At 72.0% G+C, this 15267-nt stretch carries 15 protein-coding genes; 10 read left to right on the top strand and 5 right to left on the bottom strand.

From position 1 onward, the window contains the following. Nucleotides 1–95 precede the first annotated feature (95 nt). The 8 genes from ACFVIU_RS35285 (at nucleotide 96) to ACFVIU_RS35250 (ending at nucleotide 8277) form a co-directional block, all read left to right on the top strand. Complete coding sequence (locus ACFVIU_RS35285; RefSeq protein ID WP_385847620.1) at nucleotides 96–863, top strand: TauD/TfdA family dioxygenase; 768 nt, start codon at nucleotides 96–98, stop codon at nucleotides 861–863. 95 nt (nucleotides 864–958) lie between these two features. Then, nucleotides 959–2530, top strand: a complete 1572-nt coding sequence (locus ACFVIU_RS35280) for an aminotransferase class I/II-fold pyridoxal phosphate-dependent enzyme (protein WP_385847618.1) — start codon at nucleotides 959–961, stop codon at nucleotides 2528–2530. Beyond that, nucleotides 2523–3338 carry a BtpA/SgcQ family protein gene (locus ACFVIU_RS35275; RefSeq protein ID WP_385847616.1) on the top strand — a complete coding sequence of 272 codons (816 nt, stop codon included), beginning with the start codon at nucleotides 2523–2525 and terminating at the stop codon, nucleotides 3336–3338. The genes ACFVIU_RS35280 and ACFVIU_RS35275 overlap by 8 nt, the downstream gene beginning before the upstream one ends. Then, nucleotides 3335–4459: an SIS domain-containing protein gene (locus ACFVIU_RS35270; RefSeq protein WP_385847614.1), complete on the top strand. Its 1125-nt coding sequence runs from the start codon at nucleotides 3335–3337 to the stop codon at nucleotides 4457–4459. Before ACFVIU_RS35275 ends, ACFVIU_RS35270 begins: the two co-directional genes overlap by 4 nt. A 57-nt stretch (nucleotides 4460–4516) precedes the next feature. Continuing rightward, complete coding sequence (locus ACFVIU_RS35265) at nucleotides 4517–4939, top strand: cupin domain-containing protein (RefSeq protein WP_385847613.1); 423 nt, start codon at nucleotides 4517–4519, stop codon at nucleotides 4937–4939. Continuing rightward, on the top strand, nucleotides 4939–5256 hold the full coding sequence (locus ACFVIU_RS35260; protein ID WP_385847611.1) for a phosphopantetheine-binding protein: 318 nt from the start codon (nucleotides 4939–4941) through the stop codon (nucleotides 5254–5256). The genes ACFVIU_RS35265 and ACFVIU_RS35260 overlap by 1 nt, the downstream gene beginning before the upstream one ends. After that, nucleotides 5249–6853 (top strand): class I adenylate-forming enzyme family protein, encoded by a 1605-nt coding sequence (locus tag ACFVIU_RS35255; protein ID WP_385847610.1) that lies wholly within the window; start codon nucleotides 5249–5251, stop codon nucleotides 6851–6853. The genes ACFVIU_RS35260 and ACFVIU_RS35255 overlap by 8 nt, the downstream gene beginning before the upstream one ends. Before the next feature lie 83 nt (nucleotides 6854–6936). Continuing rightward, nucleotides 6937–8277: an aldehyde dehydrogenase family protein gene (locus tag ACFVIU_RS35250; RefSeq protein WP_385847608.1), complete on the top strand. Its 1341-nt coding sequence runs from the start codon at nucleotides 6937–6939 to the stop codon at nucleotides 8275–8277. A 99-nt stretch (nucleotides 8278–8376) separates the two neighbouring features. Here ACFVIU_RS35250 and ACFVIU_RS35245 read toward each other — a convergent pair whose 3' ends face one another. Genes ACFVIU_RS35245 through ACFVIU_RS35225 form a run of 5 tightly spaced genes read right to left on the bottom strand, consistent with a single transcriptional unit; the run spans nucleotide 8377 to nucleotide 13085 of the window. Next, nucleotides 8377–9714 (bottom strand): nucleotide disphospho-sugar-binding domain-containing protein, encoded by a 1338-nt coding sequence (locus ACFVIU_RS35245; RefSeq protein ID WP_385847607.1) that lies wholly within the window; start codon nucleotides 9712–9714, stop codon nucleotides 8377–8379. Nucleotides 9715–9722: 8 nt separating this feature from the next. Further along, nucleotides 9723–10943 carry a 4Fe-4S cluster-binding domain-containing protein gene (locus tag ACFVIU_RS35240; protein ID WP_385847605.1) on the bottom strand — a complete coding sequence of 407 codons (1221 nt, stop codon included), beginning with the start codon at nucleotides 10941–10943 and terminating at the stop codon, nucleotides 9723–9725. Continuing rightward, the gene (locus ACFVIU_RS35235; protein ID WP_385847604.1) at nucleotides 10940–11455 is read right to left on the bottom strand and encodes a GNAT family N-acetyltransferase; all 516 of its coding nucleotides are present in this window, start codon (nucleotides 11453–11455) and stop codon (nucleotides 10940–10942) included. The genes ACFVIU_RS35240 and ACFVIU_RS35235 overlap by 4 nt, the downstream gene beginning before the upstream one ends. Next, nucleotides 11452–12102 (bottom strand): Type 1 glutamine amidotransferase-like domain-containing protein, encoded by a 651-nt coding sequence (locus tag ACFVIU_RS35230; protein ID WP_385847602.1) that lies wholly within the window; start codon nucleotides 12100–12102, stop codon nucleotides 11452–11454. Before ACFVIU_RS35230 ends, ACFVIU_RS35235 begins: the two co-directional genes overlap by 4 nt. Next, nucleotides 12099–13085 carry an aldose epimerase family protein gene (locus ACFVIU_RS35225; RefSeq protein ID WP_385847601.1) on the bottom strand — a complete coding sequence of 329 codons (987 nt, stop codon included), beginning with the start codon at nucleotides 13083–13085 and terminating at the stop codon, nucleotides 12099–12101. Before ACFVIU_RS35225 ends, ACFVIU_RS35230 begins: the two co-directional genes overlap by 4 nt. 166 nt (nucleotides 13086–13251) lie before the next feature. Here ACFVIU_RS35225 and ACFVIU_RS35220 point away from each other — a divergent pair, with 166 nt between their 5' ends. Next, nucleotides 13252–14214 carry an LLM class flavin-dependent oxidoreductase gene (locus tag ACFVIU_RS35220; RefSeq protein ID WP_385847600.1) on the top strand — a complete coding sequence of 321 codons (963 nt, stop codon included), beginning with the start codon at nucleotides 13252–13254 and terminating at the stop codon, nucleotides 14212–14214. Next, nucleotides 14211–15257, top strand: a complete 1047-nt coding sequence (locus ACFVIU_RS35215; protein WP_385847599.1) for a hypothetical protein — start codon at nucleotides 14211–14213, stop codon at nucleotides 15255–15257. Before ACFVIU_RS35220 ends, ACFVIU_RS35215 begins: the two co-directional genes overlap by 4 nt. Nucleotides 15258–15267: the final 10 nt, after the last annotated feature.

Genomic DNA, 15267 nt, shown 5'->3' with positions numbered 1-15267 from the left:
AGCGGGGGTAGAAAATGCTTGAAGGCAGCTTCACCGAGGATTCCTCGGACGACCACTGTCGACTCAGAGATCAACTCCTCTCTCCTGAAACCGAGTTGGCCGAGCCCGCCGTGGGCTTCCCGGCCAAGGCGGCAGACTTCCCCGGGGAGATCCTCGACGGACTCGACGGAGACCTCCTGCGGCACGGGCTCGGAGTCGTCCGGCTGGACGAGCCGCTTCCCAACGACGCCTTCAGGAAACTGGGTTCGGCACTGGGAACCGCCATACCCGAGACCGCCCCGGCCGTGCAGCCCTACGTGGAGGACGGCGTCGTCCTCAATCTCCGGGCCGACGCCGGGACGACGCAGGACGTGTCCCTCCAGCCCTTCGCCAGTAATCGCCTGTCCCTGCACAGTGAGGGCAGCGGGCGCTCCGTCGCGGACCAGCCCCGTTACATCGTGCTCATGTGCGTGGAACCGGGCGACGCCTCCGCCTCCACCGTCCTCGTCCCCATGGACGAGGTCGCCGCAGGCCTGAGCGGCGAGGACCTCCGCCTGCTCCGTGCCACTCGCTACGCCGACGCCCCCGGCGTCCCTGCCGTCGTACGGTCCCGCGGGGACCACACGGTCTTCTCCTTCCGCGACTTCCAGCAGGACACCCTGCGATGGGTCTGCGAGGCGGACGGCGCTTCGCCGGAAGCCGTCAACGGCGCCCTCGGCCGCCTGCTCGCCCGCATGTACGAAGCGAGGGGCGCCTCGGGCGTGGTCTGGTCCCGCGGGCTGCTCGTCGTCATCGACAACACCCGGTTCTTCCACGGACGCACGGCGGGGCTGCCCCGAGCCGCGGCCCGGACGCGCCACCTCAAGAGGCTCCGTATCCGCTGAGGCGTCCCGTCTCGTCCCGTCCCGCCCGTGGGTACGCACGCGCAGCGTCCGGAGCGCCACCTACCGGGCTCCTCTTCTCTCCCCTTGGAGACGGTATGCCCCTGTTCGACATCTCTCCGCCGGTCCGTCCGATCAGCCTGCCCCGCGAGGTGCACGACGAGGCCATGAACGCTCGGCCCACCACCCCTCCGGCCGGCCTGTTCACCCCGGTCGTGGACGACGCCACGCTGGAGGTCTTCCAGCGGGCCGTCGACCCGGAAGACGCCTACGAACTGCGCGACCTCTGGCTCGGCCGGGTCGAGCACCGCCTCGGCACCCGGACCCTCCGCCCCGAACAAGCCGAACGCTGGCGGAACTCGACCGTCCGCCGCCAGGTGACCGCCGAGGAGGTCCTCACCTCGCGGGCGACCGTCCGCTTCGTCAAGGAGCTCTTCAACTCCTACTTCCGCGACGACCTCTACGGGCGCCTCCGGCCGGACGCGCGGTACATCCTCTCCGGCGGCTCCGTCGACGAGGAGCAGTGGGGACTTCCCGAGACCATCAAGGACACCCTCCGCTACGCCCTTTCCCGCGACTGGTACGGATACTCCGACTCCTGCGGACGCACCCCGGCGCGCGAGGCCGTCGCCGCCTACGAGAGCGCCCGGATCGCGGACGTCACGTACACCGCCGAGAACGTCGCCCTGACCATGGGCGGCACCTTCGCCGTCAGCTCCCTCGCCGACTTCGTCCTGTCGGGCTCCACGCACACCTCCCCGGCGCTGTGCGCCATTCCCAACTACCCGCCGCTGGTGGAGGCCATCGCCCGACGGACACCGGTGCGCCTGGTCCCGGTCTCCTCGGACGGCGGCGTCATGTCGGTCGACCCGATCATCGCCGCGCTGACCCCCGACACGCCGTTCGTGATGCTCCAGACGGCGGCCAATCCCACGGGTGCCGGTGTGCGCGAAGCCGACCTGGAGCGGCTCATCCGCGCCGCGTCGCCCAACACCATGATCCTCCTGGACGAGTGTCACGAGTGGCTGGGCCCCAAGCGGGAGTTCGGAAAATTCCGTGCGGCCTCCAACGTCATCCGGGTCTCCAGCCTGTCCAAGAACTGGTCGGCCCCCGGCGTGAAAGCCGGCTGGATCGTCGCGGACGCGGCGTTCATCGCCTCCTACTACGAGTACGCCTCCACCAGCTTCGGCGGCCCTCCGTCGTTCCTGTACACCGCCATCGAGGTCCTCGCGCGCATGGAGCGCTGGTTGATCACCGGGGTCACCGAGGTGGGCGCGGCCGAACTGGCCGAGTTCGAGGAGACCTACGAACTCGGGCGTGCAGGGCTCCAGTCCGCCTACGACAGCTATCGCCAGGAACGGGACTCCCGCGAATCCGCGCTCACCACCCTGCGCGACGCCAGCGTTGGCCGCCTCGCCGAGGTCGCGCACGTCCTGCGGCCCGAGTACTCCATCAACGCGGCCGCCGTGTTCGACCGCTGGGACGACTCCTACCTCTGCTTCCGTGAACTCCTTCGCGAGACGGGCGTGTCGGTCTACCCCGGCATCCTCAACTTCGGCTTCGGCAGCGGCGTCGTCCGGTTGACCACCGCGCGCTCCTGGACGGACCTGTCGCCCGCCTTCGACCGGATCCGCGCCGTCGTCCGACGGGACGAGGTCGTCCATGCCTGAATTCCACCTCCCCGCCGGGCGCAGGACCGTCATCGGCATGATCCACCTCCAGCCGCTCCCCGGCACCCCCTTCCACGAGGAAGGAACCTTCCGGGACATCCTGGAGACGGCCGTGGCCTCCGCCAGGGCGCTCGCCGACGGCGGCGCGGACGGCTGCCTGATCCAGACCGCCGACCGCGTCTACACCGTCGAGGACGTCAGTGATCCGGCGCGCACGGTCGCGATGGGTCTGATCACCGACGCCGTCGTCCGGGCCGTGGCCGACACGTCCGGTTTCCTCGTCGGTGTCCAGATCATGCGCAACGCCATCAGCGCGTCCCTCGCCGTCGCCAAGGTGTCCGGAGCCCACTTCGTCCGGGCCACCGCACTCGTCGGAATGACCCTCAGCCCGCACGGCATGGTCACCCCCGACCCGCTCGCGGTCGCCGAGTACCGCAAGCGGATCTCCGCCGGGGCCGTGGGAGTGATCGCCGACGTCGACTCGATGCACTTCCGCTGGTTCGGCGGGGAGAAGTCCACCGGAGAGGTCGCCCGCGCGGCCCGCGGCGTGGGGGCCGACGCCGTCACCCTCGCAGACCCCGACGAGGCACGTGCGCTGGAGCTGATCGCCTCCGTCCGGCGTGCCGCCCCCGGCCTCCCGGTCGTCCTCGCCGGCCACACCGATCATGACAACGCCGCCCGGTTGCTCGCCGAAGCGGACGGTGCCTTCGTCGGCACCTGCCTCGAAAAGGGAGGCTGGGGAGGCCGGATCGACGTTGACCGGGTCCGCGCCTACGTCGACATCGCCCGCTCCCTGGAGTCCCGATGACCGCCCCGGCCGGCCCGCCCGCGGCACCGGACCCCATGGACAGCGCCGTCCTCGTCCGCCAGAGCGGGCGCCTCGCCGCCGACCTGCGTGACCTCGTCGGGTTCCTCCCCGACCGCGTGGACACCGCGTGGCGCGAGCTGTACGACCCGGACGGCGCGGCCGGGACCGTCCGCTCCGTGTGCCTGGTCGGTGACGGCGACTCCCTGCACGCGGGCACGGCCGCCGAGGCCGCGTTCGAGTACCTCGCGGACCTGCCCTGTGAGGTCCAGCCCGCTCAGCGCTTCCTCGGATACCACGTGCGCACGGCCGCACCGGGCACCCTCGTCGTGGCCGTCTCCGCCTCCGGCCGTACCGAACGCGTCCTCCAGGGCGTCGCCGAGGCCCGCGCCCGGGGCCTTCGCACCCTCGGGATCAGCGGATCGGCCACCAGCCCGCTCGCCGACGCCGCCGACACCCACGTCACCGTCGGCCTGCCCGACCCCGAGCCGTCCCCCGGCATCCGCACCCACCAGGCGAGCCTGGTCGCCCTGCTCATGCTGGCGCTTCGCCCCGCGGAGACCACCCGCGGCGCGGACTGGGCCGCCCGGGCCCGCGCCGAACTCCTCGGCCTTGCCGATGGTGTCGCCGCGACCGAGGCCGCCGTCCGCGAGCGGGCTTCCGTATGGGGACGGACGCTGACCGACGCCCCCGTGATCGCCGTCCTCGGCACCGGCCCGGCCGAAGGCACGGCCGGCTACGCCGCAGCCAAGATCGTCGAGGGCGCCGGAGTCCACGCGTACGGCCGCGACCTGGAGGAATGGTGGCACGTTGAACGCTTCGCGGGCCCCCTGGACACCCCTGTCGTGGTACTCGCTCCGCCCGGCCCCTCAAGGGCCCGCGCCCTGGAACTCGCCGAGCGCGCCCTCGCCCTCGGCCGGCGGGTCGCCCTCGTGACACACCCCGAGGGGACGGAGCACCTCGACGACCGGATCGTCCTCCTCCCGGTGCACGGCACCGCCCGCGAGGAGTTCGCCCCGCTGCTCCACCAGACCTTCGCCGCCCACCTGGCTTTCGGGCTCGCCCGCGGGCTGGGACGCAGCCCGTTCCAGAGGCACCGCCCGACCGGTCCCGCCCTCCGCTGACACCGCGTCCGCCCGACCCCGTCGACACGTTCACCAGCACACACCGAGGAGACACCGATGGACACCGTCTTCGATCCGAACAAACACGTCCGGAACATCTACACCTCGCCCGAGGTCAAACTGGTCAACTCCCGTAACGAGATCATCCCCGGCATCCTCGGCACGGTCGGAGCCGGCGAACTGATCGAGGGCGGCGTGCCCATCGGAGCCGACCGCATCATCATGGAGACCGGCTCCCGCTTCGACCTGCACACGCACCCCGGCGCACACATCCTCTTCGTCCTCAGCTCCCGCGGCTACATCCACATCAACGGCGTGGACTACGAGATGGGCGCCGGCGACACCGTGTTCGTCCCCGCCAACTACGCGCACGGCGTGAAGACCAACCTGCACGTCCCCGAGCCGCTGGAGATCCTGGCCTTCGGCGTGCCGCACATGCCGCTGGAGTCCGCCGAACGCATGACCCTGGTGGAGGAGTGATGACCGAACCCCGTGGCGACCGGGCCACGGCGCACGGAGGGCTCCCGGCCGACCCTGACCTGGCAGAGGTTCTCGACGTGGTCTTGGACGTGGTCCGCGGACTCCTGCCCGAACCGGTGTCGCCCTGGGGCCCCGAGCAGGCCGACGTCTCCCTCGCGGACCTCGGCTTCGACTCCCTGCGCACCGTGAAGCTCCTGGTCGCCGTCGAGAACGCCTTCGACATCGAACTGCCCCAGGAGCAGATCACCGCCGACACCTTCCGCACGGCGCTCACCCTCGCCCACGCCGTGGACAAGACCCGGCACGCGCATGGGTGACCCGACCAGGACCGATCAGGACCTCGCCCGCCGGTACAGGGGAACGCCGTTCCCCGCCGCGGCGGGTGGGCTCCGCTCGGTCCTCGACCACCTCGACCGGCACGCCCGGGAACGCGGCGGGGAACCGTACCTCACGACCCCCGCCGCCGACGGCACCGCACGGACGCTGACGTACGCGGAGCTCGAACGGTACAGCCGCCGCACCGCCCACTGGCTGGACACGGTCCTCGAGCTGCCGGCCGCCGGGCCCGTCGGCCTGGCCCCGGTCAACGACATCCCCTCGGTGATCGCCTTGTTCGCCGCGCTTCGCTCCGGCAGGCCCGTCCTCGTGCTCAACCCGGCGGACCCGGTCGCCCGGGTCGCCGAGCAGACGGCGGCCCTCGCCGTCGAGGCGATCGTCACCGGTCCCGGCACGGCCGCCGACCGGTTCCCCGGCACCGCCACCGCCCCCGACCCCGAACGGCTGCCCGACCCGCCCCCCGGCTGGTCCCCGCCGCCCCCGCGGCCGGACGCCGACATGCTGTACTTCGGCACCTCCGGGTCCACAGCGGCCTCCAAACTGGTCGCCCAGACCCACGCCAACGCCGTCGCCAACGCGGACGCCATGATCCGGCACCACGGACTGCGCCCGGGTGACACCTTCCTCGGCTGCCTGCCCATCCACCACGTCAACGGCGTGCACCTGACGCTCATGGCCACCCTGGCCGCGGGCGCCCACGCGGTGCTCGCCCCGGGCTTCGACCCGTTCCGCTACCCGGAGCTCCTGACGCTCTACCGGCCGCGGGTCGCCAGCGTGGTCCCGAGCATCCTCGACGCCCTGTCCGCCGTGTGGCGCCGCCGGACCCTGCCCGGGGGCTTCTCGCACTTCGTCACCGCCGCCGCCCCGCTGGCGGCCGAGACGGCCCGTGCCGTCCACACCAGGATCGGCGCCCGCGTCCTCCAGGGATACGGCCTGACCGAGACCACCAACTTCTCCACCACCATGCCGCGCGACATCAGCGACGCCGCCTACCGGCGCCTGCTGCTCGACGCCGACATCCCGACCGTCGGCGTCGCCGTCCCCGGCAACGAGGTGGCCGTACTCGGCCCGGACGGCCGCCGCGCCCGCCCCGGCGAACCGGGGGAGATCTGCATGCGCGGCCACAACGTGATGTCCCGCTACGCGGGCAACGCCGAGGCCACCGCCGAGGCGTTCGCGGGCGGCTGGTTCCACTCCCAGGACCTCGGCCACGAAGTCCTGGACGAGGAGACCGGGCGTACGTACTTCGTCCTCACCGGCCGCAGCAAGAACATAGCCAAGGTACGCGGCGAGGCCGTGTCGCTGGAGGAGATGGAACGGGCTCTGCGGCGCCTTCCCGGCGTGCTGGACGCGGCCTGCGCCGCGGTCCCCGACCCGCTGCTCGGCGAGACCGTGGCGGTGGCCCTGCACGCCCCCGACACGATCGGCGACGACACGGTCCGCACACACCTGCGGGCGCACTTCGCCGAGGCGGTGCAACCCGGCCGCATCCTGCGGGTGCCAGAGGTCCCCCGGACGGCCACCGGAAAGATCCTCCGGCCGGCCCTGCGGGACCTGCTGGCGCCGCCCCCGCACTGACCCGCACCCGCCTCGCCTTTCGCTTCCCCTCCGTCCTCCGTTTTCCCGACCCCGACTTTGGATCCCGAGGCACGACCATGACCATGCTGACTCCTCACGACCCCCAGACAGGCCAGCCCCGCCCGGCCTACCAGGCCGCGCGCGAGAAAGAGATCACGGCCGCGGTCGAAGCCGCGGCGGCGGCACAGCGCGGCTGGGCCGCGCTCCCCCCGGGGCAGCGTTCCCGGCGCATGCTGCGACTGGCCGACCGCATCGAGGACCGCGCGGAGGAGTACGCCGCCACTCTGCGGGCCGGCACCGGGAAGCCCTGGGAGGAGGCGCGGGGCGAGGTGGCGGGCTGTGCCGACGTCCTCCGCTTCTACGCGGGCGCCGCCCGCACCGAGGTCTCCCCGGCGGCCGGCCGGCGCATGGCCGACCGCGAGAGCTGGGTGCGCTGGGAACCGCTCGGCGTCGTCGCCGTCGTCGTCCCCTGGAACTACCCGCTGATGATGGCAATGTGGCGACTCGGCCCGGCCCTGGCCGCCGGGAACACCGTCGTCCTCAAGCCGGCCGAGACCACGCCGGACACCGCGCTCCTCCTCGGCGAGGACGCCGCCGGACTCCTCGGTGACGACGTCGTCCGCGTCGTCCCCGGGGACCGCGAGACCGGCGTCCTGCTCGTGGAGTCCGGCGTCGACGCCATCGCGTTCACCGGAAGCACCGTCGGCGGCCTGGACGTCGCCTACCGCGCCGGACTGCGGCCGTTCAGCCTCGAACTCGGCGGCAACTGCGCCGCCTTGGTGCTGCCCGACGCCCCCGCGCACACCTGTGCCTCGCTGGCCGCCGCCTCGGTGTTCAACGCCGGCCAGAGCTGCGCCGCCCCCGCACGGGTGATCACGCTCCCCGAGAACCACGACGCCGTGGTGGAGGGCCTGGCCCGGGAGATGGGCCGCAAGGTCGCCGGGGTCGACTTCGGCCCGCTCAACAACCCCGATCAGGCCGCCCGGTACGACCGCATCCTGGCCTCGAGCCGTGCGGGCGTCCGGCACACCGGCCGGATCGAGCCGGGGCCGGGGTGCGAGGGCGGCTACTGGCGGCCGTCCGTGGTCCTCGCGGACCTTGCCGAGGACGACCCGGCCGTGGTGGAGGAGGTCTTCGCGCCGGTGCTGACCGTGCAGCGGGCCCGGGACGTCGCGCACGCGGTGGAGCTCGCCAACGGCGTGCGCCAGGCGCTGGCCGCCAGCGTGTGGTCGTCGGACGTGTCCTCCGCCCTGACGCTGGCGGGCGAGCTGGACGCGGGAGAGGCTTGGGTCAACTGCCACCTCGACCAGACCCCCGAACTCCCGCACGGCGGACGCAAGTCGTCGGGTCACGGCACCGACTTGAGCGTGCTCGCCCTCACCGAGTACCAGCGGCCCAAGTGTGTGACCGTGCGTGTGGGGTGAGCGGCTCCGCCCGCTGGGCCGCCCCATGCTGAGGGGGGCCACCGGAGATGATTCGGTGGCCCCCCTCGCGGTGTCTCCTGCGCGATGTTCCCTGCGGGCTCAGCGGGCCGGGGCGAGCAGGCCGGCAGCGAGCTCGGCCGCTCGGGGCGCCCCGCCCTCGGCGAGCATCGCGTCCCGCAACCGCGCGCAAGCGGCCCGGTGCGCGTCGTCGGTCAGGACCCGGTCCACGGCCTCGCGCAGCAGCTCCGCCGTGACCGTGCCGTAGGGGTCCCGTATGTCCCAGAGGGCCACCGCGGCACCGCCCTCGACCGCTGTGGCCGCGTTGGCGAACTGGTCCCCGGCACCCGGCACGGACACCATCGGGACGCCCGAGAGGATGCTCTCGGTGGTCGAGTTCATCCCGTGGTGCGTGATGAAGGCGTCGGCGTACCGCTCGAGCAGCTCGCGCTGCGGGACGAAGTCCCGGACCAGGAAGTTCGCCGGCCAGTCGGGCTCGTCCTCGGCGGCCAGCAGCGAGCCGACGGCCGTGACGACCAGGAGATCCTTCCGATCGCCCAGCGCCGTGGTCAGCCGGTCCAGCATCGCCATCAGGAACTCACGGCCGGTGGCCGCGCCGCCGACGGGGCTGCGGAAGCGGAAGTCCGTCAGGACCGTGCCCAGGGAGAACAGCACCACGGACCGGCCGGCCCGCCGCGCCTCGTCGAGCCTCCCGAAGGGGAAGCCGGAGGAGTCGTGCCGGACCCGCGCGTCGTTTCGCACCGGCCCCGTGAGCGCGGTGCCGGGCATGTAGCGGCCTGTTCCCACGGAGGCGCCGACGTGCACGCAGGTGCCCCGATACGGCTCCAGCACCTCCGCCAGGCGCGGGGTGTCCGGTCCCGGCTCGCGGGAGAGCTCCCGCGCGGCGGTGACCACGGAGAGGTCCCGGGACGGGAACAGCACCGGCAGCAGGCCCTCGCCCAGCGGGTCCACGCCGTACCGCGCCCGGTACTCCCCGTTCGCCCGTACCAGTTCCGGGTGCGGGCGTCCGTGCTGCACGGCGAAGTCCTCGCCGAGGGCCCCGTAACCGGGGAAGGTCACCAGGGAGACGGACGGGACACCGTGGATCCGTGCCGCGAGCATGCCGTGGATGCCGAACACGTCGTAGAGGATGACGTCCGGCCGGAAGGCGGCCACGGCCCCTTGATACGCGTCGCTCACGGTCAGCGGGTGGACGAAGCTCTTGAAGGGAAGGTCCCCGAGGCCATCGGGTGTCGGCGGCAGGGGCACCGAGGGGACAGGCGTGTAACCGGCCCCCACGGACGCGAAGGCGTCCGCGAGGGAGTCCGGACCGAAGCCGCGGACTTCGGTCACGTCCGGCCGGAGGACCAGCTCCTCCACGATCGCGAGCAGGGGGTTGACGTGCCCGATCGCGTCGATCGGGAGTACCGCTATCCGCATGGTCCGCCTCAGCCGACGACGGTCAGCGGCAGCGGGCGACGGGTCTGGATCGCCGCCTCGATCCGGGGCGTCCGGTAGTCGCGGCCGGCGCAGGAGCCGCAGGCCGTCAGGTGGGTGTCACGGGCGTACAGCGCGCGGATCTGCTTGCGCAGCTCCGTGCCGGACAGGTCGCCGGTCAGGTCGATCACCTCCTCCGGCGCGTCGGGGACGGCCTTGAGGTTGTGGGCGTTGGCCGAGAAGGGACAGCGGTACAGCTTGCCGTTGAGGAGGGTGACGATGTCGTTCACGCAGCAGTTGCGGAACATGTCGTCCAGGACCTCGGCGCTGCGCGGGACGTAGCGGATCCGGCCCGAGTCCGTCCATACGGGGATCTTCGAGAAGTGCGTGATCCCCTCGGCGGTGAGGGTCTCCTGAAGCGCGTCGAGCTTCTTGGAGTGCTCGCCGTAGTTCGTGATCTCGACGACGACCTTCTCGTCGCGCAGGCAGTCGAGGTTGGCGCCGCGCGGCACGATCGTGCCGTTGGTGTAGACGACGACCTTCTCGACCACCTCGTAGGCGACGAGTTGCTCGATCACCCGGTGAACCCGGGGGTTGACGAAGGGTTCGCCGCCCAGGACGCGGAACTCGTAGATGCCGTCCACGCTTTCCATGATCCGGTCGACGGCGCTCGCCAGCAGCTCAAGGTCGCTGTGGCGCGGCTTGGTGTAGTACTGCATCAGGTTCGAGCAGTCCTGGCACTTCATCGAGCAGGCCTCGGTGACCACCACGTCGAGGTACTTGAGGATCAGGGTGTCCTCGGCGTGCTCGCGGTCCTTGCGGGTCTCGTGCTTGTGCAGTGCGGCCTTGCGCTCCATCAGCACCGGGCTCATACCGGTGTCCGCCTCGGAGCCGGAGAAGTCGAACCCGTCGAGGAGGTCGACGCAGTCCTGGATGCGGGTGAAGCCGGCGCCGCGCACGCGGTCGGTCATCGTCTTCAGATAGTTTCCGCAGAGGAACACGATGCCGTCCTCGGCCAGTTCGGCGATGTCCGCGACGGACCGCACGGGGAGGCCCCGCAGGACGGTGCCCTGCTTGGACTTCCGCCCGTCCGCGAAACAGGTGACGGTCACTCCCAGGCGGGTCAGGACGTGGTGGGCCAGGACGCCGATGTCTCCCGCGCCGAAGAGGACGACGGGTCGAGGATCGGCCAGCAGGCTCCGGATCACGGGCGGGGGCGTGTACTCGATCATGGCGCGGCCTTCCTCACGGCAAGGGTTTTGTGGAGGTGTACGAAGCGACGACCCGTGTCGTCGGAGTGCACCGGGCCGCACTGCTCGAAGCCGAGCGATGCGAGCAGGGCACGGGTGTCCCGAAGGTCCGGGTTGGCCTCTGCCCGGAGCGCGTCGGCCCCAAGCGACGTGGCGAGGCGGATGGCCTCCCGTAGGCAGCGGACGCCGACCAGGGAGCCGGCGACGAGGTGGTCGGGAGCGACGGCGAGTCGGCTCAGATAGGCGGGGCGGTCGGCGTGTGGCTGCCCCGGGGGCTCCACGGCGCGCGGCCTGGTGCTGAGGGTGAACATGCCGACGGCCCGGCCGTCCTCACGCAGCAGCCGGACCCGTCCCCCCGCCACGAGGGCCGCGGTGGTCTCCATGCGCCGCACCGGCCGGGGGGTGCCCGTGGCCTCCGCCTGGTGGGCGTCGCACGCCTCCAGGAGGGTGTGCACCTCGACGGCGTCGGTGGCGTCTTCCCAGTCGGCGGTCATCCGACGACGGTGCGGGTGTCCCCGTCCACGACGATGGCCTGTCCGTCCTTCAGGGCGACGAAGGGCACGTGATGCTCGATGTAGTACTCGACCAGCCGGTCGATCTCCTCGGACTCGGGGTGGTCCGAGCGGTAGTGGGGGGCGATGGCGAAGGGCAGCAGGCCGAGGCACTCCCAGTCCATCGTCGTGCCCTCGTAACCGGCCGGCACGAGCTCCGGGTCGTCCACATCGCCGCGGATGCCGTGCAGGTCCGGCCCGAGCAGGCAGGGGCCCGCGCTGTAGCCGGCGTAGACGACGGCCTCCTCCTCGATCAGCCGCTTCAGGACGTGGTCGGCGCCGCTCGCCTGGAAGGCGCGCCGCAGGACGAACACGCTGCCGCCCCGGACGTAGACGCAGTCGGCCGTGGAGAGCACCTTCTCCAGTTCCTCGGCGCGCCCGAAGTAGTCGCGGAGGTCGACCTCGAACGGGTCGAGGCCGATGCCGGAGAGCTCGTCCAGCTCGCGCTGGAGGGACGCGGCCCGGGCCTCTTCGTCCTTGTAGTCGTCGGCGTTGAGGATCAGGGCGGTGCGACGGCCGCCGTCGCCCAGCAGACGCAGCAGCTCCTCGGGCCTGTTACCGATCCGGAAGGAGGACAAGTAGAGCTTCATGCGGGCACGTCTCCGATCGTGTGGAACTCGTGGATGGTCCGGTGACGGTAAGTCTGGCCCGGATCCAGGCGCGCCGAGGGGAAGTCGGGACGATTCGGGGCGTCCGGCCAGGCACCCGTCTCCAGGCACAGGCCCGCCCGCGGACGGTGGAAGTGATCGCCCGAGTAGACGCCGACGCCGCTCTGGTCGGTACGGACGCGCATGGCCCGGCCGGACGGCCGGTGCACGACCTCGGCGGCCCAGGCGGGGTCGTCGAGGACGAAGAAGTTGTCGAGGCGGGAGGCGTCCAGCCGGCGGCCGCGTGTGTGGTCGAGCGGGGTGCCCGCGACCGGTCGCGGCGGGCCGGCCAGCGGCATCAGGCGCTCGTCGAAAGCCACGTACCGTGTGGAGTTCAGGGTGAGCTCGTGGTCGTCCACGGTCCGCCCCTGGCCGCCGAGGTTCCAGAACGCGTGGTTGGTGAACCCGACGATCGTGGGGGCCGTGGTGGTCGCCCGGAAGTCGAAGGTCAGCCGGGACTCGGCGTCGATCTCGTAGCGCACCTCGGCGGCGAGCGCCCCGGGATAGCCCTGGTCGCCGTCCGGGCTGTCGAGGCGCAGGGAGAGCACGAGGCGGTCCGGGAGCACCCGCGGCTCGGCCCGCCAGACGTGCTTGTCGAAGCCCAGTGAACCGCCGTGGAGGTGGTGCCCGTCGTCGTTCCGGTCCAAGTCGTAGACGTGTCCGTCGAGTTCGATGCGTCCGCCGGTCACGCAGCGGCAGTAGCGTCCGACGGTCGCGCCCACGTAGGCGTTCAGGGCCCGGTCCTCGTAGGACCGCAGATCGGGCAGCCGTACGACGACGTTCTCCGAACGGCCTTGCCGGTCGGGCACGTTGACCTCGACCAGAGTGGCTCCGTACGTCCACACCGTGATGGCCAGGCCGTTGCCTGAATCCAGCGTGTAGGCATCGACCTCGGCGGGTCCTTGCATCGCGTGTCCGGTGGTCATTCCGACTCGCTCGCGCAGGATCCTCAAATGCTCCCCCTGGCCTGGATTAATGGCGGCGACGGCTGATTGGATCACTCAACTCGGGCCAAGGCAAGGGTCTTTCAATATCATGATCGGTCTCGTACAGTTGCCGCCAGCACACGCTGTGGGCCGCCAGGGGGAACAAGTGATCAGATTCGGGGTCCACTCCGGACAGCAGTACGAGAAATTCGACGACTGCCTGGAACTGTGGACCCGGGCCGAGGAACTGGGCTACGACTGGGTGTCGCTCTTCGACCACCAGCGTCCCCCGCTCGGTGGCCCGGACGGTCCTTGCTTCGACGGTCCGACCCTGCTGGCGGCCCTCGCCGCGCGTACCCGGCGGATCCGCTGCGGCATGCTGGTGTCCGCGGTCACCTGGCGCCATCCCGCGCTGGCCGCCTCCATCGCCGCCACGCTCGACCACGTATCCGGCGGACGCCTGGAGTTCGGCGTCGGCGCGGGAGGCGCGGACCTGGCGTACGAGCAGTACGGCCTGCCATTCCCGGGGACCGGCGACCGCCTGGACATGCTCGACGAGGCGTGCGAGATCATGCGCGGCCTGTGGACCCACCAGCGCGTCGACCACACGGGCAGGCACTATCACCTCACCGGCGCGTGCCTGGAACCCAAGCCCGTGCAGAAACGCTTGCCCTTGGTGATCGGCGGCGGGGGCGAGAAGCGCACCCTACGGACCGTCGCACGCCATGCCGACGTGTGGAACACGCTCGTCACCGACATCGACACCTACCGCCGCAAGCAGACCGTCCTCCAGGGGTACTGCAAGGAGATCGGCCGGAACCCCGACGAGATTCGGCTGTCGATGACCTTCCGGGTCGTCCTCGGCGCGGACGAGGCCCGAGCCGAGGAGCGGAAGCGGGAGCGCATGGCCCTGCTGCCGGCCGGCTCGCCCGACATCGGCGAGTACCTGACCTTCGGAACGGCCGAGCGGTGCGTCGAAGCGCTCCTGCCCTATGTCCGCCTGGGCGTGAGCGACTTCCTCCTCGGGCTGCGGCCGCCGGTGGACTGGGAGACGATGCGGATCTTCGCCGAGCAGGTGGCGCCCGCGCTCCGGCAGACGGCCGCCGAGCTCGACGGTCCGACATCGTGACCGGAACGGACTTCCAGGTCGTGGAGCTGGCGGATCTCCTGGCGGAGATCGACGCGGACCCCGGGGCCGGGCCGGTGCACACCGCCTGGGACGCGGTGTCCGTCGCGCTGCTGCCGCCCCGGCTCGGCCGCCCGTACCTGCGCCCGGGGGCCTGCCGCGTGGTCGTCGCCTCCGCGGCGGGGCGCCCCGTCGGCCTCCTGCCCCTGCTGCGCGGCACCCCCGGCCAGACCCCTGCCGTCCTGCACGACGCCGGGCCGGAGACGGCCGCCTTCCTGCCCGTGAACCCCGGGGACCTGCTGTTCGTCGGCGGCTGCGTCGACCTGGTCGCCGGCGCCGCCGTGGCAGCGGACCTGACCGACGAGGAGCGGCGCACCGTTCGCCGCGGTCTGGTGGACCGGGCCTGGGACCAGGCCCGCGGCGACGGCCTCGTCCCGCTGTCCCTGCACGTGCGGGACGCCGAGGTGGCCGACTTCCTCGGCCCCGGCCGGCGGGCGGCCGAGATGGGCGTGTCCTGCGTGCTCCGCCTGCCCGCCGACGGGTCCGACGCTTCCTACCTCGCCGGCCTCGGCCAGAACGGCCGCCGCACCGTCCTCAAGGACCGTCGCCAGGTGCTCGAGGCCGGGCTCCGCTCCGAGGTCCGGCCGGCCGAGGCGCTGACGGCCGCGGCCGCGGACCTCGTCGTCGCCGTCAAACGGCGCTACGGCATCGAGGAGCACCCCCGGCTCGTACGCGCCCGGCTCGACCGCTGGGCCGCCGACCCCGCCGGCGAGCGCATCGCCTTCGTCGTGTCCGACAGCACCGGCCCCGTGGCCGTCACCTTCGGCTGCGCACGCGGTACCGGACTGGAGATCTACGAGACAGGCCTCGCCGCCGCGCATCCGCACCGCCACGAGGCGTACGTCGAGAGCCTCTTCCAGGCACCGATCGCCTTCGCGCAGGCCCGCAAGATCACCACGATCGACCTCGGCCTCGACGCGGCCACCCCCAAGACACGGCGCGGGGCGACCCTCGCGCCGACCTGGGCCATTGGGCCCGACCGATGAGGAGACGGAC

Source organism: Streptomyces sp. NPDC127190 (assembly GCF_042672505.1).
GTDB lineage: Bacteria > Actinomycetota > Actinomycetes > Streptomycetales > Streptomycetaceae > Streptomyces.
The sequence above is the reverse complement of the archived record's forward strand: the minus strand, read 5'-3'. Positions and strand labels throughout refer to the sequence as shown.